At 73.2% G+C, this 20,378-nt stretch carries 20 protein-coding genes; 5 read left to right on the forward strand and 15 right to left on the reverse strand.

The window, feature by feature from the left end; genetic code table 11:
- Nucleotides 1-71: 71 nt before the first annotated feature.
- The 4 genes from ACIPRD_RS20070 to ACIPRD_RS20085 form a co-directional block, all read right to left on the reverse strand.
- Nucleotides 72-992, reverse strand: a complete 921-nt coding sequence (locus ACIPRD_RS20070) for a DUF6891 domain-containing protein (RefSeq protein WP_356398208.1) — start codon at nucleotides 990-992, stop codon at nucleotides 72-74.
- An 87-nt stretch (nucleotides 993-1,079) separates the two neighbouring features.
- Nucleotides 1,080-2,111 (reverse strand): glutamine synthetase, encoded by a 1,032-nt coding sequence (gene glnII, locus ACIPRD_RS20075; RefSeq protein ID WP_356398210.1) that lies wholly within the window; start codon nucleotides 2,109-2,111, stop codon nucleotides 1,080-1,082.
- A gap of 344 nt (nucleotides 2,112-2,455) precedes the next feature.
- Nucleotides 2,456-3,208 carry a hypothetical protein gene (locus ACIPRD_RS20080; RefSeq protein ID WP_356398213.1) on the reverse strand — a complete coding sequence of 251 codons (753 nt, stop codon included), beginning with the start codon at nucleotides 3,206-3,208 and terminating at the stop codon, nucleotides 2,456-2,458.
- 131 nt (nucleotides 3,209-3,339) lie between these two features.
- Nucleotides 3,340-3,708: an ArsC/Spx/MgsR family protein gene (locus ACIPRD_RS20085; protein ID WP_401564713.1), complete on the reverse strand. Its 369-nt coding sequence runs from the start codon at nucleotides 3,706-3,708 to the stop codon at nucleotides 3,340-3,342.
- A 227-nt stretch (nucleotides 3,709-3,935) separates the two neighbouring features.
- Between ACIPRD_RS20085 and ACIPRD_RS20090 the strand changes: the two genes are divergently transcribed.
- A complete protein-coding gene (locus ACIPRD_RS20090; protein WP_401564715.1) occupies nucleotides 3,936-4,256 on the forward strand; it encodes a hypothetical protein in 321 nt (106 codons plus the stop codon).
- Nucleotides 4,257-4,509: 253 nt separating this feature from the next.
- On the opposite strand, the gene ACIPRD_RS20095 is transcribed toward ACIPRD_RS20090, so the two are convergent.
- Nucleotides 4,510-6,168: a phosphotransferase gene (locus ACIPRD_RS20095; RefSeq protein WP_401564716.1), complete on the reverse strand. Its 1,659-nt coding sequence runs from the start codon at nucleotides 6,166-6,168 to the stop codon at nucleotides 4,510-4,512.
- Nucleotides 6,169-6,302: 134 nt separating this feature from the next.
- Here ACIPRD_RS20095 and ACIPRD_RS20100 point away from each other — a divergent pair, with 134 nt between their 5' ends.
- A complete protein-coding gene (locus tag ACIPRD_RS20100; protein ID WP_401564718.1) occupies nucleotides 6,303-6,590 on the forward strand; it encodes a hypothetical protein in 288 nt (95 codons plus the stop codon).
- Between the two features lie 65 nt (nucleotides 6,591-6,655).
- Here the strand turns inward: ACIPRD_RS20100 and ACIPRD_RS20105 are convergent, their stop codons facing one another.
- The 4 genes from ACIPRD_RS20105 to ACIPRD_RS20120 all read right to left on the reverse strand — a co-directional run bounded on the left by ACIPRD_RS20105 (nucleotide 6,656) and on the right by ACIPRD_RS20120 (nucleotide 10,574).
- Nucleotides 6,656-7,240 carry a hypothetical protein gene (locus ACIPRD_RS20105; RefSeq protein WP_401564720.1) on the reverse strand — a complete coding sequence of 195 codons (585 nt, stop codon included), beginning with the start codon at nucleotides 7,238-7,240 and terminating at the stop codon, nucleotides 6,656-6,658.
- A 2-nt stretch (nucleotides 7,241-7,242) separates the two neighbouring features.
- Nucleotides 7,243-8,163, reverse strand: a complete 921-nt coding sequence (gene htpX, locus ACIPRD_RS20110) for a zinc metalloprotease HtpX (protein ID WP_356398229.1) — start codon at nucleotides 8,161-8,163, stop codon at nucleotides 7,243-7,245.
- Between the two features lie 362 nt (nucleotides 8,164-8,525).
- Nucleotides 8,526-10,022, reverse strand: coding sequence for a hypothetical protein (locus tag ACIPRD_RS20115; protein ID WP_401564723.1), 1,497 nt, complete (start codon nucleotides 10,020-10,022; stop codon nucleotides 8,526-8,528).
- A gap of 294 nt (nucleotides 10,023-10,316) precedes the next feature.
- Entirely contained in the window at nucleotides 10,317-10,574 is a 258-nt protein-coding gene (locus ACIPRD_RS20120) for a hypothetical protein (protein ID WP_401564726.1), read from the reverse strand.
- Between the two features lie 360 nt (nucleotides 10,575-10,934).
- On the opposite strand from ACIPRD_RS20120, the gene ACIPRD_RS20125 reads away from it, so the two are divergent.
- Nucleotides 10,935-11,204 (forward strand): hypothetical protein, encoded by a 270-nt coding sequence (locus tag ACIPRD_RS20125; protein ID WP_356398238.1) that lies wholly within the window; start codon nucleotides 10,935-10,937, stop codon nucleotides 11,202-11,204.
- Between the two features lie 120 nt (nucleotides 11,205-11,324).
- On the opposite strand, the gene glnA is transcribed toward ACIPRD_RS20125, so the two are convergent.
- Nucleotides 11,325-12,734 (reverse strand): type I glutamate--ammonia ligase, encoded by a 1,410-nt coding sequence (gene glnA / locus ACIPRD_RS20130; RefSeq protein WP_356398241.1) that lies wholly within the window; start codon nucleotides 12,732-12,734, stop codon nucleotides 11,325-11,327.
- Between the two features lie 211 nt (nucleotides 12,735-12,945).
- Between glnA and ACIPRD_RS20135 the strand changes: the two genes are divergently transcribed.
- Nucleotides 12,946-13,413, forward strand: coding sequence for an RDD family protein (locus ACIPRD_RS20135; protein WP_356398242.1), 468 nt, complete (start codon nucleotides 12,946-12,948; stop codon nucleotides 13,411-13,413).
- 176 nt (nucleotides 13,414-13,589) lie between these two features.
- On the opposite strand, the gene ACIPRD_RS20140 is transcribed toward ACIPRD_RS20135, so the two are convergent.
- From ACIPRD_RS20140 to lipB, 4 genes are all read right to left on the reverse strand, one after another.
- On the reverse strand, nucleotides 13,590-14,291 hold the full coding sequence (locus tag ACIPRD_RS20140) for a DUF4191 domain-containing protein (protein WP_356398245.1): 702 nt from the start codon (nucleotides 14,289-14,291) through the stop codon (nucleotides 13,590-13,592).
- A gap of 138 nt (nucleotides 14,292-14,429) precedes the next feature.
- Complete coding sequence (locus ACIPRD_RS20145) at nucleotides 14,430-14,636, reverse strand: hypothetical protein (protein WP_356398248.1); 207 nt, start codon at nucleotides 14,634-14,636, stop codon at nucleotides 14,430-14,432.
- A gap of 237 nt (nucleotides 14,637-14,873) precedes the next feature.
- Nucleotides 14,874-15,839 (reverse strand): lipoyl synthase, encoded by a 966-nt coding sequence (gene lipA, locus ACIPRD_RS20150; RefSeq protein ID WP_356398251.1) that lies wholly within the window; start codon nucleotides 15,837-15,839, stop codon nucleotides 14,874-14,876.
- A 123-nt stretch (nucleotides 15,840-15,962) separates the two neighbouring features.
- A complete protein-coding gene (gene lipB / locus ACIPRD_RS20155) occupies nucleotides 15,963-16,760 on the reverse strand; it encodes a lipoyl(octanoyl) transferase LipB (RefSeq protein ID WP_401564732.1) in 798 nt (265 codons plus the stop codon).
- 266 nt (nucleotides 16,761-17,026) lie between these two features.
- Here lipB and ACIPRD_RS20160 point away from each other — a divergent pair, with 266 nt between their 5' ends.
- Nucleotides 17,027-18,550: a regulator gene (locus ACIPRD_RS20160; RefSeq protein WP_356398257.1), complete on the forward strand. Its 1,524-nt coding sequence runs from the start codon at nucleotides 17,027-17,029 to the stop codon at nucleotides 18,548-18,550.
- Nucleotides 18,551-18,784: 234 nt separating this feature from the next.
- Here the strand turns inward: ACIPRD_RS20160 and ACIPRD_RS20165 are convergent, their stop codons facing one another.
- Nucleotides 18,785-20,149: an NAD(P)/FAD-dependent oxidoreductase gene (locus ACIPRD_RS20165; protein WP_401564735.1), complete on the reverse strand. Its 1,365-nt coding sequence runs from the start codon at nucleotides 20,147-20,149 to the stop codon at nucleotides 18,785-18,787.
- Between the last annotated feature and the right edge of the window lie 229 nt (nucleotides 20,150-20,378).

Consider the following 20,378-nt stretch of genomic DNA (forward strand, 5'->3'; position numbering starts at 1 on the left):
CACGGGCCCCCGGCAGCAGTCTCCTCTCACTGCTCGGACGCTCCCGCGGCGTGAAACCGCCGCGCCCCGGCTCAGCCCACCAGGCGCCGGTGCCAGGTCAGCGGCGTGAGCTCGATCGCCCTGGCCGGATTTCCGTCCCACATCGCGGACAGACCGGCCGCCTCCAGAGCGGCGACGGTCTCCTGCCCGACGGCCGTGGTCGTCTCGCCCAGCCCGTCGAACGCGCCGTAGTACAGGCGCAGTCCGTGACCGTCGGCGGCGGCCTCCGTGCCCTCCCGGTGGAAGAACACGAAGCCCCTGAGGTCCCCGCGCTCCGCGCCGATCTCCGCCATCCCGCAGGCGCTGCAGCAGGTGAAGTCCTCCCGGGCCCGGATGCCGGTCTCCCGCAGCGCCCCGAAGGCGAGCGCGAGCCGCTCCGGATCGGTGACCCCCTGCCAGGTCTCCTGCTCGGCCAGCCGCTCCCGCCACAGCCGGTCCACCAGCTCCCGCGCCTGCTCCGGCGAGACGGGCCGCTCGTCCCCGTCGGCGAGGTGGTCGACCGCGGCCTCCGTCGCCGTGCTCCGGGTGTCGTACCCGCAGCGCAGCACCAGCCGGACCCGCTCCTCGACCTGCTCGCGCACGTCGTCGGGGAGCGGCGGCACCTCCGGGCGCGGACCGAGGTCCACCGGCCTCCAGGCCACGCCGCGGTCCCAGCCGTCCCGCCCGCCCGCCCAGCCGGCCAGCAGCTCCGCCACCCGGGCGGGGTCGGTGAGGTTCGCGCCGGAGAACTCCTCGTCGCCGCGGCGGTGCTCCAGCCGGTAGTCACCGCCCTCCTCGTGCCAGACCTGCGCGAACACGTCCGGCACGTCGGGGATCCGCTGGAGTATCAGCATGCGGTCGAAGGTGTCCCCGATCCGCTCCGTCAGCTCCGCCAGCGTCCGCGCCGAGGGGTGCTCGTACATCTGCCCGTACTCCGTCAGAACCTTGACGGCCAGGGCCTCGTCGTTCTCCATGGCCTCACCTTGCCATGCTCCGCCGACGACGCGAGGGGGCGCCCACCCCGACGGTGGACGCCCCCTCACGGTGAGCCGCGGCGCGGATCAGACCTGGCCGGCCTTCTCCAGGGCGGAGCAGCAGGTGTCGACGATGAGACGGGTCACGACGTAGGGGTCGACGTTGGCGTTCGGACGGCGGTCCTCGATGTAGCCCTTGCCGTCCTTCTCGACCTGCCACGGGATACGCACCGAGGCGCCGCGGTCGGAGACGCCGTAGGAGTACTCGTTCCACGGGGCGGTCTCGTGCAGGCCGGTCAGGCGGTCGTCGATGCCGGCGCCGTAGTTCTTGACGTGGTCCATCGGCTTGGAGCCCTCACCGAGGGACTCGCAGGCGGTGATGATGGCGTCGTAGCCCTCACGCATGGCCTTGGTGGAGAAGTTGGTGTGCGCGCCCGCGCCGTTCCAGTCGCCCTTGACCGGCTTGGGGTCGAGGGTGGCGGAGATGCCGAAGTCCTCGGCGGTGCGGTACAGCAGCCAGCGGGCCACCCACAGCTGGTCGGAGACCTCCAGCGGGGAGAGCGGGCCGACCTGGAACTCCCACTGGCCGGGCATGACCTCGGCGTTGATGCCGGAGATGCCCAGGCCCGCCTTCAGGCAGTTGTCGAGGTGGGCCTCGACGATCTCGCGGCCGAAGATCTCGTCGGCGCCGACACCGCAGTAGTAGCCGCCCTGCGGGGCCGGGAAGCCGCCCTCGGGGAAGCCGAGCGGGCGGGGGCCGTCGAAGAAGGTGTACTCCTGCTCGATGCCGAAGATCGACTCCTGGGCGGCGAACCGCTCGGAGACCTCGGCCAGCGCGGCACGCGTGTTGGACGCGTGCGGCGTCATGTCGATGTCCAGGACCTCGCAGAGCACCAGGATGTCGTCGCCGCCGCGGATCGGGTCCGGGCAGGTGAAGACCGGCTTGAGCACGCGGTCCGAGGCGTGGCCCTCGGCCTGGCTGGTGGAGGAGCCGTCGAAGCCCCAGACGGGAAGCGCGTCGAGACCGGCCGGAGCGTCCGTGATGATCTTCGTCTTGGAACGGAGCTTGGCCGTCGGCCGGGTGCCGTCGATCCAGATGTACTCGGCCTTGAAGGTCACGCGGTCTCATCCTCCGGGTGGGGCGGCCGCGGCGCCGGGCGCCGCGTCGATCTGCCCGGCAGAGTCCCAACCTGCAATTTCCCGGTCGTTGCCCTTATGTGAACGCCGTGTTACCTGGGGGTTCTGTGGCGCGTCTCACTCGGCAGCCGTACGGCCGGGCGCGCCGCCTGTTCCTCCTGCATCCGGTCCCGTGTCGCGCCGGGTGCAAGGCGGCGTGCCCGGCCGCGCCGGTCCTGCCGTTCGTGGCCGCGAACAGCAGGACCGCAAGACCCCGTCAGGGGGGTGCGGACCCGTCCGTCGGACCGGTCCGCTCTCTCACCGGTTCTCCGTCGGTTTCCCTGGCCTCACCCCACCTTCTCGATCACGGCTCGGCGGATGAGGAACTTGCCCGGCTCGCGGACCTGTTCGAAGGCCGCGTTGTTGAGCAGGACACAACTGCCGGAGACCGAGGTGACCTTGACCGTCGTGGACTTGTTGTTGTCCAGGTTGGTGACCTTCAGCGTGGTGCCGGCCGGGAACTGGTTGCTGGACGCGGCCGGTGCGCCGGCCTCGCCGGAGAGCGTGACGGTCGAGCCGTTGCACACCTGCTGCCCGGAGGCCGCGGCGGCGCCGCCGGCGTTGCCCGCCGGCGCACCCTGCTGGGCGCCTCCGGCCTGCTTGCCGCCTCCCGCCTGCTGGTTGCCCTGCTGGGCACCGGCCTGGGCGTTGCCCTGCTGGTTGCCCTGCGCGTTGCCCTGCTGTCCGGCGCCGCCCTGTGCCGCCTGGGAGCCCTGAGCCGACTCCCCAACGGCGCAGCCGGACGCCTGCTGCTGGACCTTGATCTGGGCGATGACCGCCTCGCGGTTGGCGATCCGCGCCGACGACTGCGCGTCCGGGTTCGCCTTCTGGTCCGCGATGAACTTCTGGTTGTTGCCGAGGGCCGTCGCCAGCCCCTGGCAGACGGTCGAGTCCGCGGCCGACAGCGTCTTCGCGTTCTGCGGACTCGGCGCGGCGTTCGAGGTGGCGGCCAGTGCGAAGGCCCCGCCGCCCGCCACCGCCGCGGCGGTCACGAACAGCGCGACCTTCTTCTTCGTGCCGAGGGTTCGCCTGCGCGACATGCGCGCCTCCTGAAGAGGTAGGGGAGCGTACGCCGCTATGTACGAGGAGCCGAACAAGGTTGCTCAGTGGTTCGCCCGCAACATCCAAGTAACCTGTGTCACAGTCGAGTTGACCTTGGTCCGGCGCCCGTTCAGTTCTTGCCGCGGGCGATCGCCTCCGTCACCGCCTCGTCGGTGCGGGCCACCAGGGCCGTTCCGTCCTCGGCGGTGATGATGGGGCGCTGGATGAGCCGGGGGTGCTCGGCGAGGGCCGTGATCCAGCGGTCCCTGGCGCCGGCGTCCCGCGCCCATTCCCTCAGGCCGAGCTCCTCGGCGTCCGCCTCCCGGGTCCGGGTGATGTCCCACGGCTCCAGTCCGAGCCGTTCCAGTACGGCCCTGATCTCCGCCTCGCTCGGTACGTCCTCCAGGTAGCGGCGGACGGTGTACTCGGCGCCCTCGGCGTCCAGGAGGCTGATGGCGCTGCGGCACTTCGAACACGCCGGGTTGATCCAGATTTCCATGCCGCCCACGGTAGCGGGCGGTCCGGCGCGCGAGGCCGGCTGTTCGATTTTCCGCCGCCTCACACGCCCCTCCTGCGACTGCTGTGCCGGGCGGCGAATTCCCTGTCCCACCTGGGCATTCGAGGGTCGCGCGCACTGTCTGGATGTCAGTGCCCGGCGGTAGACTGGGAGCAGTGTTCGAGGGTGTCGCCGGGGCTTCCGGTGGACGCCCTGACCGCGACAGGAGGATGCCCGTGCCCGCTGCCGCCCTGAAGAACAAGCCGTTGCCGACCCAGTCGACCGCCAAGCGATCCGTGCCGTCCGACTCCCCCTACACACCGGCGGTGAAGCGCCGGCTGCCCGCCGGGCGACCGCGCGAGTGGTACGTCACGCACAACCGGCGGCTGAAGGCCATGCGCCTGGCCATAGCCCTGCTCGACTCGGGGATCTACCTGCCCGACCAGGCCCACGACGAGGCGATCCGCGGCGCGGCCGAGGAGGTCGGCATCCACCCGCCGTCCCGCACCACCTGCCACATGGTGCGGGCGCTGATGCGGTACTCGCGCTGAGCGGAGGCGCCGGCGGGGGGACGCGCCGGCGCGGCGCGGGGTCCGGGGTGTGGTGCGGGTGTCCGGCGCCGCGCTCGGGCTCTGTCCGGGGGCTGCCGCACCCCGGGCCCCCGCGCCGGCCCTGAACGGGGCCGCGATCCTGGCTCGGTGGCTCGGTGGCTCGGTGGCTCGGTGGCTCGGTGGCAGGTGCGGGGCGCCCGGTGCGGGGTGCCGGGCTCGCGCCGCCCCTCCGGCCACCGGGCCGCTCCGGCCCTCACGCGTGGTCGTACCGCTCCAGCAGCCCGGCCACGTAAGCCTCCAGGCGGTCCGCCAGCACCCGCGGTGTCAGGTCCGTGCGGCCCAGCTCGCGCCAGGGGCCGGCCAGCCGGTCGGCGTCGGGGCAGTAGGCCAGGGTGTCGAGCAGCCGCCAGTACAGGTGGTCCCGGCCGTCCGCGAGCCCCCGGCCGCCCTGTTCCTCGTACCGGTCCCGGAAGGCCAGACCGTGTCCGGGGCCGTGCAGCAGGGCCAGCGCGGTGGCGCAGTGGGCGACGTCGAGGTCGGCCGGACCCCAGGACGTCTCGACCCAGTCGACGACCCCGCTGATCCGCAGCCCGTCGCCCGCCCCGGTGAACAGCACGTTCCCCGGGTGGTAGTCCCGGTGCAGGAAGCGGCCCCGGTACGGCGGCGGGTCGCGGCGGATCACCGCCACCGCCCGCTCCCACAGGCGCCCCGGCGCGGTGCGCACCCGCTCGGGCGACGTCCACGCCTCGTACACGCGCGGGCGTTCCCGTGCGGGGTCGACCGCGTGGATCCGGACCAGCTGGGCGGCCAGCAGGTCCAGGCGCCGGCCGAGTGTTCCGGGGTCCTCCTCGTCCACGCGCACCCGGCCCGGCAGCCTGGTCATCAACAGGCCGGGACGGTCGCCGTGTCCGCCGTCCGCGTCCACGGCGACCAGTGCCGGTGCGGGTACGCCGTCCCGCTCCGCGAGCAGTCTCAGCACGGACGCCTCCCGGGCCAGCAGCCCCGGGGCGTGCCGGCGGAAGAACGGCTTCACGAACATGCGCAGCACCAGTTCCTCCCCGTCGTCGAGGGTGAGCCCACGCATCTGCGACGACCAGCCCCCGCTCAGGAATCGGGACCGGGCGACCGTACGGCCCGGCGGGAGCTGTCCGGCCACCCAGCGGCCGGTGGCCGCCCAGCCGTCGTCCTCCAGCCCGTCCAGCAGGGCCGTGACCCACTCCCGGCGGTCGTCGGCGTGTTCACGGAACCATTCGCCCAACCGGTGGTCCGCGGCGGGGACTTCGTGGCGCGTGTACTGTGCGCGCGCCGACAGCGCGTCCTCGACGGCCTCCGTCACCTCCGGCGGGACGACCGCGTCCGTGCCCGGCACCGCCAGCACCGCCCGGCCCTCGTACGACCGCAGCGTCGCCAGCGCGGCCGAGTCCCGCCAGCCGCCTGGCGTGCGGATGATCTCGCTGAACCGTCCGTCACCGTCGCCGAAGGGCACGTCCCAGGCCTCCGGCGCGTACACCGCGGGCGCGCACAGGCCCAGCGCGATCACCCGCCGCCCGTAGTGCCCCGCGAGATCCGCCACCGTCTGCCCGCTCATGCTGAACCCGGCCAGGACCAGCGGATCCTCCGCCGGGGCGTACGCGTCGATGACCGCGACCGCCTGCTCGAACCGTCTGCGCAGGCTCAACTCGGCCAGTTCTCCGGTGCTTTCGCCGTGCCCCGAGAAGTCGAGGGCCAGGGCGTGGCAGCCCTGGGCGGCGAACTCGCCGAGCAGCGGCCGCAGTCGGGCCTTGCTGCCGATGCCGGCGCCGTGCAGCAGGACGACCGTGGCCCGTCCGCGCGGGCCGGCGCTCACCGCGCTGAGCCGCTCGCCGTCGTGGACGTGCGTGAAGTCGTCGTACGCGCAGGAGAGTTCACCCATGCGGCCATTCATTCACAGCCGGAGCCGCGCCGGAAAATGCGATGCACTCAGGGTGACCGTACCCCTACGGTGAGCGAGCAGGCCCTTCATTCTTCCGCACCCCATCACTCGACATCACTCGACGGAGGTCCGTCATGCGTGGCATCGCCTTCACCGGGACCGTCGTCCTGGTGATCCTCGGATTCGGGCACCACCTCTGGTGGCTCGCCGCCGGCGCGCTGCTCTACCTGTACGCGGAACACGGCCGGGGCTCGCCCGCCGGGCCACCCGCGCCCCCGCCTCCGGCCCCCGGACCGGGAGCCGCGCCCGACTCCTACCGGGCCTACCGCGAGCGCCGGGACCGCCAGGCCCGGTGGGAACGCCGCTACCGGCGCGAGCGTCCCCACGAGGCGCGGCGGCAGGAGCGAGGGAAGGGCGGGTGAGGCGCGGGGGGGGTCCGGGTACGTTCCGTGCCCGGACCTCCGCGCCTGTTCCCGGAGCCCCGGGGTCACAGGCCGGGGGCGCCCCACACGGGGAACCAGCGGCCGAGGTCCTGCTCGATCCTGAGGTCGCTCGCCAGCATCGACTGCACCTGGAGCTCCAGCGGGTTGTCCCGCCGCTCGCCCGTGCCGGACAGCGGGGCGAAGGGGTAGAACGTACCCCTCTTGTACAGGTACACGAGCCCCAGGTGCCGTCCCCGCTCGTCCTCGAAGGCCGCCAGCGAGCACAGCAGCTGCGGGCCGAACCCGTTGACCTCCATCGAACTGTTCACCGCGTGCAGATCGTTGACCAGCTGGGGCAGTTGCTCCGGGGTCCGCCGGGAGACCAGCCAGGAGTAGCCGTAGCCGTCCTGGCACAGTTCCACCGGCGGGCCGGTGCGTTCGGCGTCGGCGTCCAGCAGGGCCTGGACCTCCCGGTGGGTCTGCTCGAAGGCCGCGCCCTCGACCGTGGCGAAGCACACCGCGCCCACCCCGGTCGGGGTGAAGCCGGCCGCCGCCTGGAGGGTGATCGCCGCCGAGGGCAGCGCGAACAGCTGGTCCAGATCGGGCGCGACCGGCTTCGTCCTGCCCAGCAGGATGTCCAGCAGCCCCATGTTCAGTCCGCCTTCCCCGGCCGCGCCGCCTCGCCCAGCTCCGCCGAGATCCGCCCCAGCTGGTCGAGCCGCTGCTGGAGGGTCGGGTGGGTGGAGAAGAACCGCTCGATGCCGGGCTCCTTGCCGGTCGCCGGGGTGAAGTAGAAGGCGTTGAAGGCCTGCGCGGTGCGCAGGTCCTTGGTGGGGATCCGGGCGATCTCCCCGGTGACCTTGGTCAGCGCGGACGCCAGCGCCGAGGGCCGTCCCGTCAGATGCGCCGCGGCCCGGTCCGCCGCCAGCTCCCGGTACCGCGACAGCGCCCTGATCAGCAGGAAGCTGATCGCGTACACGGCCGCGGAGACGCCGATCACGATGGCGAAGACCGCCGCGGTGTTCTGGTCGCGGCGGCCGCCGCCGAGGAGCTGCGAGTAGAAGGCGAACCGGACGATCAGCCCGGCGATCACTCCCAGGAACGAGGCGACCGTGATCACCGCGACGTCCTTGTGCGCCACGTGCGACAGCTCGTGCGCGAGCACGCCCTCCAGCTCCGCCGGGTCCAGGCGCCGCAGCAGGCCCGTGGTCACGCAGACCACGGCGTGGTCGGGATTGCGGCCGGTCGCGAACGCGTTCGGCATGTCCATGGTGGACACGGCGACCACCGGCTTGGGCATGTCGGCGATCGCGCACAGCCGGTCGACCACCGCGTGCAGTTCGGGGTACTCCTCCCGCTCCACGACCCGCCCGTGCATGGCGAACATGGCGATCCGGTCGGAGAACCAGAACTGCGCCACGAACATGGCGCCCACCAGGATCACGACCAGCAGCCAGGACTTCAGCAGCACGATCAGCGCCGCGACGAAGGCCACGTACAGCAGCCCGAGCAGAAACATGGTGACCGTCATCCGCACGGTCAGCCGCCGGTCGCTCCTCAAGCGGCTCTGCATCTCGCATCACCCCGCAGTCACGCACTCGTCCCGCTGTCCAGTGTGCACCCGCCGACTCCGGCGAACAGCTCCCCGACCCCCATGAACACCCCCCGAACCGCCCTGGCCCCGGTAAAACACCCCCCGCGCCCCGCCCGCCCCGCGCCCGGCTCCACCACGGCGGCCGTCGCGCCGACCCCCGTCGGCTGGGGCGCCCCGCGCGCCCCGCGCCCGGCTCCCGGCAGTCCGTCGCGCCGACCCCCGTCGGCTGGGGCACCCCGCGCGCCTCGCACCCGGCTCCCGGCAGCCCGCCGCGCCGACCCGCGCCGACCCGCGTCGGCCGTATCGGCAGCCTCGGCCCGGTCCGCCCGCGCCCGGTCCGCCTAGGCCCGGTTCAGCTCGGCGCGGTCCGCCTGGGCCCTGTCCGCCTCCACCCGGTCCGCCGCGGCCCGGTCCGCCTCCGCCCGGTCCGCCTCCGCGAGGAGTTCCGTGATGCGGGGATCGGACCAGCTCGCCGACCCCCACACCCGCACCCGCCGTACGGTCAGCGCGGCCCGGGTCCGCAGCCGTTCGTCGGCGTCACCGAGCAGGACGACGGCCGCCCGCAGCCCGGCGATGTCACCGTGCGCGTGCAGCAGCCTGCATGCCGACACCCGCACCCACCGCGGCCGTTCCGGGTCCAGCCGCCGCAGCAGCCAGTCCTCCGGCAGCACCCCGGCAGACGGCAGCAGCGAGAGCGTCGCCTCCCCGACCACCCCGGGCGCCGGATCGTCCAGCAGCCGCCGCAGTCGCGCCACGTCCGTCACGTCCAGCGCGCGCAGTCCGGCCACCGCCTTCGCCCGCACCCCCGGCACCTGGTGGTCCAGCAGCGGCCGGAGCACGTCGGCGTCCGCGCGCTGCCCGCACTCGGCCAGCCCGATGACGGCACCCGGCGGCAGCGCCGGATCCGCGGGGTCCGCGCACCGCTCCCGGTACCAGAGCAGCGGATCCGCCCCGTGCTGCCGTACGACGTAGCGCGCGCACGCCCGCACCGGCGCGGACCGGTCCGCCAGGAAATCCGGCGCCCGTTCCCCGGCGCCCGCCGCCGCGTCAGGCGAGGCTCCCTCCGGCCCCCCGAAACGGCGCAGCGCGGTCACCCCGGCCGAACGGGCCCGGGGACTCCGGGCACCGAGCAGCGCCCGGAGCACCTCGGGCGCGCTCTCCTCGTCCACGGCGGCGAGCGCGGCGTCCGCGCACAGCATCTGCACGACGGCGTCGTCGTCACGGGCGGCGGCCCGGGCCAGTTCGGCGGGGGAGAGACTCCCGCGCGCCATGGCCAGACGGTACGCGAAACGCCGTACCGTCCGGTCCCGGTCGGTCAGCAGCGGCGCCGCCCGCTCGGGGGAGGCGCCCGACAGCAGGCCGGTCAGGAGAGCGACCCCGAAGCCGCCACGGCTCCGCCCCCCGACGCGCAGCAGCAGCGGGGCGACCCGGACGGCCGCCTCCACGTCCAGCGAGGCGACGAGCAGCTCACGGGCACGTTCCCGTACCGGCCGCGCCCAGTCCGCACATCGCAGGACGATCAGCGGCAGCAGCGCCGGCCGCCCGGCCGCCCGCTCCAGCGCCGCGCCCCGGATCCGGCCGTTGCTGTGGCACAGGGCCAGGGCGAGCCACGCCCCGGTGAGCGGGGCGCCGTCGCGCAGGGTGCGCATCAGCGCGCGGCCGCCCTCCGTCCGCTCCCACGCCGGTCCGTCGTACGGAGGGACGGACCACCCGCATCGCACCCCCTCGTCGAACGCCGGCCAGGAGGCCGGGTCGTCCGTGTCGATCGCTTCGTCCAGGGCCGCGCCCTCCGCGAGCCGCAGCGCCGCCCCCGCTCCCTGCCTGAGGTCCTCTTCCACATCCGCTCCCACCGCCGCCGCCGGCCCCTCGCCGAGGTCTCCGGCAGAATCCTGCCGAGTCCACCGTGTGCGCGGACGCGGCGGGGGTGCGCCGGCGGGTGTGCTCCACTCGCCGGGCCGGGCCGGGCCGGGCCGGGCTGGGTCGAGCCGGGCGGACCCGGCACGCGGCGGGCCGGGCACGCGGCGGGCCGGGCACGCGGCGGACCCGGCACGCGGCGGACCCGGCACGCGGCGGACCCGGCACACGGCGGACCCGGCACACGGCGGGCCGGGCCGGGCGGAGCCGAGGCGTGGTCAGCGCTGGGGGCCCAGTCGTGTCCAGCCGAGGAGGAGGATGACGACGGCCACGCAGCCGATGACGACGGCCACCGACACCCACCGGGACCTGCGGGACGCGACCCGGTCCGGGTCGGCCCGGAAAGGCAGGGGGTCCGGCGGGTTCTCCCGCCAGCGGGCGGCGAGCATGCGGGCCCGCGCGGAAGGCTCCTTGTGTGTCGCGGACGCCGCCCACCTGTGGTCGAACTCCCGCTCCCAGTCGTTCTGTTCAGTCATTCCCTGTCGGCCTCTCCCGGTCCGGCACAGCACGGTGACGACGGTCTCCCGAGAATAGGAAGCCCGACGGGCTCGGAAGGTTGCACCCCTGACCGTACGGGCTCCCCGGGGGCCTGATCCGCTCCGGATGCTGAGCGGGCGGGGGTCACCTAGCATCGGAGGAGAGCCGCAGTGCGAGGGTGCGCCCAGAGCCGGACGCCACCCCCGCCCACCATGGAAATCGACCGACAGCTCCGACAGCTCCGCTCCTGGTGATCCAGGCGGCCAGACCTGTGACCGCGCCGGACTTCTCACTCCGAGGTCGCGGCCATCCGAATCGTGCAGGGCCAACCGCACGAGGGGTGGAAGGAAGGTACGTCCATGAACGCACAGCGTGCTAGGCGCCTCGCGGCGCTCTCCGCCGTCGGCGTGCTGCTGGCGGGCGGCGCCACCGTCGCCACGGCCGCCACGGCCTCGGCGTCCACGCCGAACCAGGTCAGCACCAACCGCGGATGCTACGGCGGCGGCTGGAACTGCGGCCGCGGCTTCGGCGGCTACGGCTACGGCTTCGGCGGCTACGGCTTCAACACCGGCTTCAACTACGGCTACGGCTTCAACAGCAGCCCCGTGGTGGTCGTCGTGGTGCCCTGACAGCCGCGAAGCGGCATGCCGGAGCGCGGAAGAAGGCCGGAGGGCCGTCACCCGGATCGGATCCGGGTGACGGCCCTCCGCCATGCCACCTACCGCCCGGCACCGAGCCGGGCGGCTTCGTCACACGTCGTAGTACAGCTCGAACTCGTGCGGGTGCGGGCGCAGCTGGAGGGGGGCGATCTCGTTGCTGCGCTTGTAGTCGATCCACGTCTCGATCAGGTCGGGCGTGAAGACGTCGCCCTGGAGGAGGAACTCGTGGTCGCCCTCCAGGCGGTCGAGGACCGCGCCGAGGGAGGTCGGGACCTGGGCGACGTTCGCGTGCTCCTCCGGAGCCAGCTCGTACAGGTCCTTGTCGATCGGCTCGGCCGGCTCGATCTTGTTCTTGACGCCGTCCAGGCCCGCGAGGAGCAGCGCGGAGAAGGCCAGGTACGGGTTGCCGGAGGAGTCCGGGGCGCGGAACTCGACGCGCTTGGCCTTCGGGTTCGAGCCGGTGATCGGGATACGCATGGCCGCGGAGCGGTTGCGCTGCGAGTACACCAGGTTGATCGGCGCCTCGAAGCCCGGCACCAGACGGTGGTAGGAGTTCACCGTCGGGTTGGTGAACGCCAGCAGCGACGGGGCGTGCTTGAGGATGCCGCCGATGTAGTAGCGGGCCATGTCCGACAGGCCCGCGTAACCGGCCTCGTCGTAGAAGAGCGGCGCGCCGCCCGCCCACAGCGACTGGTGGACGTGCATGCCCGAGCCGTTGTCGCCGAAGATCGGCTTCGGCATGAAGGTCGCGGTCTTGCCGTTGCGCCAGGCCACGTTCTTCACGATGTACTTGAAGAGCTGGAGGTCGTCGGCCGCGGCGAGCAGCGTGTTGAACTTGTAGTTGATCTCGGCCTGGCCGGCGGTGCCCACCTCGTGGTGCTGGCGCTCGACCTTCAGGCCGGACCGCTCAAGCTCCAGGGAGATCTCGGCGCGCAGGTCGGCGAAGTGGTCGACCGGCGGGACCGGGAAGTAGCCGCCCTTGTAGCGGACCTTGTAACCGCGGTTGTCCTCGAGCGCGCCGGTGTTCCAGGCGCCGGCCTCGGAGTCGATGTGGTAGAACGCCTCGTTCTCGGCGGTCTTGAAGCGCACGCTGTCGAACACGTAGAACTCGGCCTCGGGGCCGAAGTACGCGGTGTCGGCGATACCGGTGGACGCGAGGTACGCCTCCGCCTTCCGGGCCACGTTGCGCGGGTCACGGGAGTACTGCTCGCCCGTGATCGGGTCGTGGATGAAGAAGTTGATGTTCAGCGTCTTGTCGCGACGGAACGGGTCGATCCGGGCCGTCGACAGGTCGGCGCGCAGCGCCATGTCGGACTCGTGGATGGCCTGGAAACCGCGGATCGAGGATCCGTCGAAGGCCAGCTCCTCGTCCGGGTCGAACGCATCGACGGGCACCGTGAAGTGCTGCATGACGCCCGGCAGGTCGCAGAACCTGACGTCGACGAACTTGACGTCCTCGTCCGCGATGAACTTCTTGGCCTCGTCGGCGTTCTGGAACATCCAGCTCCTCCTACTCCCGACCGTCGGCGCCGGGGTGGTAGATCGTTCGTGCGGCCAGTGCGGTGGCACACGCTCGTGCCCGACCCTAGGGACGGGTGGTTTCTCGAGCGTGACCCGTTTGTTTCGCAGAAGTTAACCGGCTACCCGTCCACCCTAGCTCCGACACACCCCTCCGCGCTTCGCCCGAAACCGGGCGCAGTACCGTGGAGCGGTGGACAACAGGCAAGCAATCGGATCATGGCTCTCCGGGCCGCGCGCGGCCATGGAAGACGCGGGTGCGGACTTCGGCTACCGGGGCGAGCAGCTCGGTCTGCCGGAGGAGGGCCCGAACTCGATCGCCCGCCCCGGCCGGCGGCTCGGCGCGCTCGCCGTGGACTGGGGGCTGTGCGTCCTGATCGCATACGGCCTGATCACGCACGGCAACAGCCCCGCCACCAGCAACTGGGCGCTGCTCGTCTTCTTCGTGATGAGCGTCCTGACGGTCGGCACCCTCGGCTTCACCCCGGGCAAGCGCCTCTTCGGCGTCCGGGTCGTGGACCTGCGGACCGGCGTCGTGAACCCCGCCCGCGCCCTGCTGCGCACGGTGCTGCTCTGCCTCGCCATCCCCGCCCTGGTCTGGGACCGGGACGGCCGCGGCCTGCACGACCGGCTCGCGAAGACCGTCGAGGTCCGTATCTGACGTTCACCCTCCGGTGGGCCTCCGGCATTCACCCCGGTGGACCCGCTCGCGGGTGGCGCCCCGCGTACGGAGCGGCGTGGACGGCCGCGCCCACGGCGACGCCGACCGCACATACGACGACGGGGCGCCCGGATCAGGAATCCGGGCGCCCCGTCGTCGTATGTGCGCGGAGCGGGTCAGCGGGCCTTGCCGCCGCCCTTCGGCATCCGCATGCCCTTGGGCATCGGGCCCTTCGGCACCGGCATGTTGCTCATCAGGTCGCCCAGGGCGCGCAGCCGGTCGTTGGTCGTGGTCACCTGCGGGCCGGTCAGCACGCGCGGGTACTTCAGCATGGTGGTGCGCAGCTTCTTCAGCGCGATCTGGCCGTCGCCGTCGCCCACGATGACGTCGTGCACGGGCACGTCCGTCACGATGCGGCTCATCTTCTTCTTCTCGGCCGCCAGCAGGCTCTTCACCCGGTTCGGGTTGCCCTCGGCGACCAGCACGATGCCGGCCTTGCCGACCGCGCGGTGCACCACGTCCTGGCTGCGGTTCATCGCGACCGCGGGGGTGGTGGTCCAGCCCCGGCCGATGTTGTCGAGCACGGCCGCGGCTGCGCCCGGCTGGCCCTCCATCTGACCGAACGCGGCCCGCTCGGCCCTGCGGCCGAACACGATCGCCGTGGCCAGCAGACCGAGCAGCACGCCCAGGACGCCGAGGTACCACGGGTGACCGATCAAGAAGCCGATCGCGAGGAAGACACCGAACGTGCCGATGCCGACGGCCGCGAGAACAAGACCGATCGTCTTGTCGGCCTTCCGGGTCATCTTGTACGTGAGAGCGATCTGCTTCAGTCGCCCTGCGTTAGCGGCGTCCGCCGCTGTTTCCTTCCTCGCCATGTCTGGAAGTCTACGTGCCCCCGGGAGCGCCGACGACGGCAGTGCCCGGTCGGGCCGGCGGAGCGGAGCGGGCGGCCGAAGGAGCCGGTTCGAGGCGGCTGGAGAAGGGCGGAGACGGGGGACGAGGGCGGAGCCGGGTCAGGGGCGCGTGGCGGCCCGGGCGGCCCGGTCGAGGACGTGCTGCGCCTCGACCCGGTCCTTGGCGCGGCGGCGGTCCTCCAGTACGGAGGTCCAGGCGTTGCGGCGGGCGGTGCGCTGGCCGCCGCTCATCAGCAGCGACTCGACGGCGCGGACGGCGTCGGTGAAGGACGGGATGGCGGTGGCGCGAACGGGCGCGGCCTGCATGGTCGTGGACCTCCCCAGGTAAGGGTGTGCGGGACGTGATTCCAGCCTCACTGTTCGGTGTTACCAGTGCGTGACCGACCGGTCAAACGTCGATGAAGCCCTGACGTGGCACCCCCGGACGCGGACGCGGCCCTGACGGTCGCCCTCATCAGGGGCGACGGTCAGGACCGCGCGAACTCGGCCAATACCGGCCGGTAGTGACTTGTGCGTGAATTCACACGCTTGGCTGGCGCCGGTTCAGACCGCCTGGGAGGCGATGTAGTCGCCGCGCTTCTCGACGGCCATCTGGTAGAGGCGGCCGGCGCGGTAGGAGGACCGCACCAGCGGGCCCGACATCACACCGGAGAAGCCGATCTCCTCGGCCTCCTCCTTCAGCTCCACGAACTCGTGCGGCTTCACCCAGCGCTCTACGGGGTGGTGGCGCAGCGAGGGGCGCAGGTACTGCGTGATGGTGATCAGCTCGCAGCCCGCGTCGTGCAGCTGCTGGAGCGCCTCGCTGACCTCCTCGCGGGTCTCGCCCATGCCGAGGATCAGGTTGGACTTGGTGACCAGGCCGAAGTCGCGGGCGTCGGTGATGACCTTCAGCGAACGCTCGTAGCGGAAGCCGGGGCGGATCCGCTTGAAGATCCGGGGCACCGTCTCGACGTTGTGGGCGAAGACCTCGGGGCGGGAGCCGAAGACCTCGGCCAGCTGCTCGGGGACCGCGTTGAAGTCGGGGGCCAGCAGCTCCACCTTGGTACGGCCGCCCTCGCGGCCCGCCGTCTGCGCGTGGATCTGGCGGACGGTCTCGGCGTACAGCCAGGCGCCGCCGTCCTCCAGGTCGTCGCGGGCGACGCCGGTGATGGTGGCGTAGTTCAGGTCCATGGTGACCACGGACTCGCCGACGCGGCGCGGCTCGTCGCGGTCCAGCGCCTCGGGCTTGCCGGTGTCGATCTGGCAGAAGTCACAGCGCCGGGTGCACTGGTCGCCGCCGATGAGGAAGGTGGCCTCGCGGTCCTCCCAGCACTCGTAGATGTTGGGGCAGCCGGCCTCCTGGCACACCGTGTGCAGGCCCTCGCCCTTCACGAGGTTCTGCATCTTCGTGTACTCGGGACCCATTTTCGCCCGGGTCTTGATCCACTCGGGCTTGCGCTCGATGGGGGTCTGGCTGTTGCGGACCTCCAGGCGCAGCATCTTGCGTCCGTCGGGTGCGACTGCGGACACGACCGGCTCCCTGCTGAGTGCGTTGCGTACTCTTCGATTCTTCGGCGTACACCAGGGTACGCCCGTGCTGACTGAGCTCTGCCGAGGAGGCCAACCCCACAGACGCAGGGCGCATTCCCCGGATCAGGCGGAGGTCTTCTCGATCACACGCGGCTTGGGCTCCGCGTTCTCCAGCACGTCCCGCAGGTGCCGCTCGATCACCGGCAGGACCTCCTCGATCGTGACGTCCCGGCCCAGCTCGCCGGCCAGGGAGGCGACGCCCGCGTCACGGATGCCGCACGGGATGATCCGGTCGAACCAGCGGTTGTCCGGGTTCACGTTCAGCGCGAAGCCGTGCATGGTGACGCCCTTGGCGACCCGGATGCCGATCGCGGCGATCTTGCGGTCCTCGCGGCGCTGGCCGGCGTTGGAGGGGGCGTACTCCGGACCGTTCATCCGGGGGTCGAACTCCTCGTCGTGCAGCCGCGGGTCGAGGTCCAGGGACAGACCGCCGAGCGCCGGACGCGTCTCGACCGGGTCGCCGAGCACCCAGACGCCGCTGCGGCCCTCGACCCGGGTGGTCTCCAGGCCGAACTCCGCACAGGTGCGGATCAGCGCCTCCTCCAGGCGGCGCACGTGCGCGACGACGTCCACCGGGCGCGGGAGCTTCTGGATCGGGTAGCCGACGAGCTGGCCGGGGCCGTGCCAGGTGATCTTGCCGCCGCGGTCCACGTCGACGACGGGGGTCCCGTCCAGGGGCCGCTCGCTGTCCGCGGTACGCCGGCCCGCCGTGTACACCGGGGGGTGCTCCAGGAGCAGCACGGTGTCGGGGACCTCGTCGGTGAACCGGGCCGCGTGCACCCGGCGCTGTTCGTCCCACGCCTGCTGGTACTCGACGGCGTCCGCGCCGAACCCCATACGGACGAACCGCAGCTCACTCACGGCAAGCGCCTCCCTTGGCATCCGTGTCCGCCCCCGGTCGCCCCGGGACGGGCGTGTCAGGCGCGTCGCGCGCCCACGCCACTGTACGTCCGACCGGAGTACGTCAGCCGCGCGGGCAATCCTCACACGATCGGATGAATGCATGTCGAAGCCTGCGACGGCCTGCTCACTCTCCGCTACATTCGCGCCGTTCGTGAGGCCAAAAGGGCTGCTCACAGGCAATCCCGGCACCTCAGAGGCCTGGTAGGCAGGAGACCGCACCGCAGATGACGGACCGACCCGCGCAGCGCACCCCCAATCGCCAGCTCGCCGTGCTCATCGCAGAGGCGGGTTTCTCCAACGCGGGACTGGCCCGTCGCGTCGACCAGCTCGGTCTGGAGCACGGCCTGGACCTCAGATACGACAAGACATCCGTCACCCGCTGGCTGCGCGGGCAGCAGCCGCGGGGGACCACCCCCGCCCTCATCGCCGAGGTCTTCACCCGCAGGCTGGGACGCCGGCTCACGGCGCAGGACCTCGGGCTGGACGCGTGCGCGCCGGTGTACGCCGGGCTGGAGTTCGCGGCCACCCCGGAGGAGGCCGTCGACATCGTCGGCGGGCTGTGGCGCAAGGACTCCGGCAGCCACGCCGAGCTGCGCAAGATCGCCTTCACCCCGGCGGGCCTCGTGGTGCCCAGCCGCGACTGGCTGATCGGCCGGCCCGACGACAAGGTGGCCCGCGAGGCCCTGAACCGGGTGCCCGCGCAGGGGCGCCCCGGCACCCCCGGGGAGAGCGCCGGCCCCGTGCCCGGCCGCCCGGTGCCCGGGGTGCCCGGGGCCGGGGACCGGTTCCCGCCCGCCGGGGTGCTCCCGCCGCGCCCCGGAGGCCACGCCCAGCGCGTGCCGGGACACCGGGTCACCGGCGGCGACATCGCCGCGCTGCGCTCGGTCGGGGAGCTGTTCCGCACCCTCGACGACCAGTACGGCGGCGGTCACGCGCGCCAGGCCCTCGTGCGCTACCTGGAGCACGAGTGCGAGCCGATGCTGCGCGGCGTCTACGGCGAGCAGACCGGCCGCCGCCTGTTCGCCGCGGCCGCCGACCTCACCCGGCTCGCCGGGTGGACGTCGTACGACATCGCCGCGCACGGGCTCGCCCAGCGCTACTTCGTCCAGGCCCTGCGGCTCGCGCAGGCCGCCGCGGACCGGGCCTACGGCTCCTACGTCCTGGTCACCATGAGCCGCCAGGCCGTCTACCTCGGGCACGGCAGGGAGGCCGTACAGCTCGCCCGGGTCGCGCAGCAGGGCATCGGCACCGGCGCGCCGCCCGCCGTGCAGGCGCTGCTGCACGCGGCCGAGGCGCGGGCGCACGGCGTCCTCGGCGAGGTCCGCGCGTGCACCGGCGCCCTGGTGCGGGCCGAGCGCGCGCTGGAGGCGGCCCGGCCCGGGGACGAGGTGCCGTACTGGGCCCGCTTCTTCGACGAGGGGCAGCTCGCCGACGAGCTCGGGCACTGCCACCGGGACCTCCAGCAGTACCGGGCCGCCGCCCAGCACGCGGAGCGCTCCCTGCAACTGCGCGCCCCGGTCCACGCCCGCAGCCGTCTCTTCTGCCGCGTCGTGCTCGCCACCGCCCGCCTCGGCCTCGGCGAGCTCGACCAGGCCTGCGCCCTCGCGGCCGAGGCCGCCGCGCAGGCCGCCGAGATGCGCTCGGTCCGCGCGGTCGAGTACGTCAGGGACTTCGAGCGCCGGCTGGAGCCCTACAAGGACGCCGCCCCGGCGCGGGGATACCGCGACAAGGTGGCCGCGCTGGGCTGAGCGCGGACGCCCGCGCCGGCACCCGGACCTGAGCGGACGCCTGGGCGGGCGCCTGGGTCGGTACCTGGGTCGGTCCCTGGACCGGGACGCCTGGACCGGTGCGGGTGCGGGTGCCGGTGCCGTGCCCGGGCCGGTCCCGCCGCTGTCCGGCCGGCGGCACGTCTCGTGTGTGCCGCCGGCCGGGACCCGCGGGGGGCCGCCGGCCGGGCGGACCCCTGTGCGGGGGCGCCGGGGTCAGGCGGCCCGGGGCAGCCTCTGGGGCGGGTCGGACCTGTGCGTCGAGCCCGTCGCGCCCAGGTCCCGCAGAACGGCCGAGGCGGCGCGGTGGGCCGAGTGCAGGGCGCCCTGGACGGTGCTGGTGTCGCGGTGGTCGCCGCAGACGTACAGCCCGGCCAGGAGCCGCACCGGGCGGCGCAGATCGTGCGGGGGCCGCATGGCGGGCACGGCCTCCGGGGTGTGGTGCACGGCGAGGGTCTCCCAGCGGCGCGTGGAGGTGCCGTAGAGGCGGGAGAGATGGATGCGGACGGCGGTGTCCACCTCGTCGGGCGGGGTGCCCAGCACCGTCGAGGAGATCAGCACGCGCCCGCCGGGCGCCCGGCTCGGGTCGACGTTGCTGAGCACCGCCGTGTGCGCGACCGGACCGCCCCGGTCGGCGTCGAGCAGCAGCGAGGTGCCGGTGGAGAGGGCGGGCCCCGCGTCGTCCGTGGTGTGGTGCACCACGGTCACGGGGTGGAAGTCCGGCACCCGCAGGCCCGGCAGCAGCTCCGCCGCCGCCCGCGCGTCGGTCGCCAGCAGCACCGCGCGGCAGCGGATCTCGCCGTGCTCGGCGGTGGTCACCGCGGTCGTCGACACCGAGGTGACCCGCACCCCGGTGTGCACGGTGCCGGGCGGCAGCGAGGCGGCCAGCAGCTCGGGCAGCGCCTCGGCGCCCCCCTCCGGCACGCACAGCCGCCCGCTCGCGAACGCGTGCAGCGCCAGATCGGCGCACCGGCTGGACGTGGTCAGCCCGGGGTCGCACAGCAGCGCGGCGAGCAGCGGGCGCAGGAAGCCGTCGATGGTACGGGCGGGCACCCCGCGGGCCGCGAGGGCCTCCGCGGCGGGCGACTCCGGGCGGGCCAGCAGCCGTTCGACCGGGGTGGCGGCGATCCGGCCCAGCGCGGCGCCGAGCCGGGCGTGGTCCAGCGCGCCGCCCACCGGCGCGCCCGCGCGCCCGGGGGAGCCGGCCGGGACCCTGGGGGCGCTCGCCAAGGCGCGCGCCACATGGAGTGCGCCCCTCGCGCTCCCTCCGGCCGCCGGGGCGCCCGTGCGGTGCCTGCGTCCGTCGCGGTGCAGCAGGACGCCCGGCGCGAAGCGGCGCAGGGCGAGTGAGCCGAGCCCCGGGGTCAGGCGGAGTTCGGGATAGGACGTGGACATGAGCTGTCCGATGCGGTCGAGCCGGAAGCCGTCCACCTTCTCGGTCGACATGCGGCCGCCCGCGTAAGGGGCGGCTTCCAGGACTGCGGTCGTTACTCCTGCGCTGGTGAGCCGATGAGCCGCCGAGAGTCCGGCGATCCCGGCTCCCACGATGACGACGTCCACCTGGTTCGCGGGCTCAAGCACGAGGCCCCTCCTGTGGTTGCGCGGCCGGTGGAGACGTCATGCCCCCAACAGGCTCCGGGGATACCCGGGTTCGGCACGAGGGTAGGTCGGTGATCGGGCAGTAACAGTCGCGCATCGACAGAGCACGGTCGCATGGAGGTCGCATACGGTCACATGTGTTCGCCGGTCTCTCAGTTACGCCTCGTACTTCGCCACATCACACCCGGCCCACCCCCTCCCGCGCCGGCCG

Source organism: Streptomyces sp. NPDC090108 (assembly GCF_044747185.1).
GTDB lineage: Bacteria > Actinomycetota > Actinomycetes > Streptomycetales > Streptomycetaceae > Streptomyces.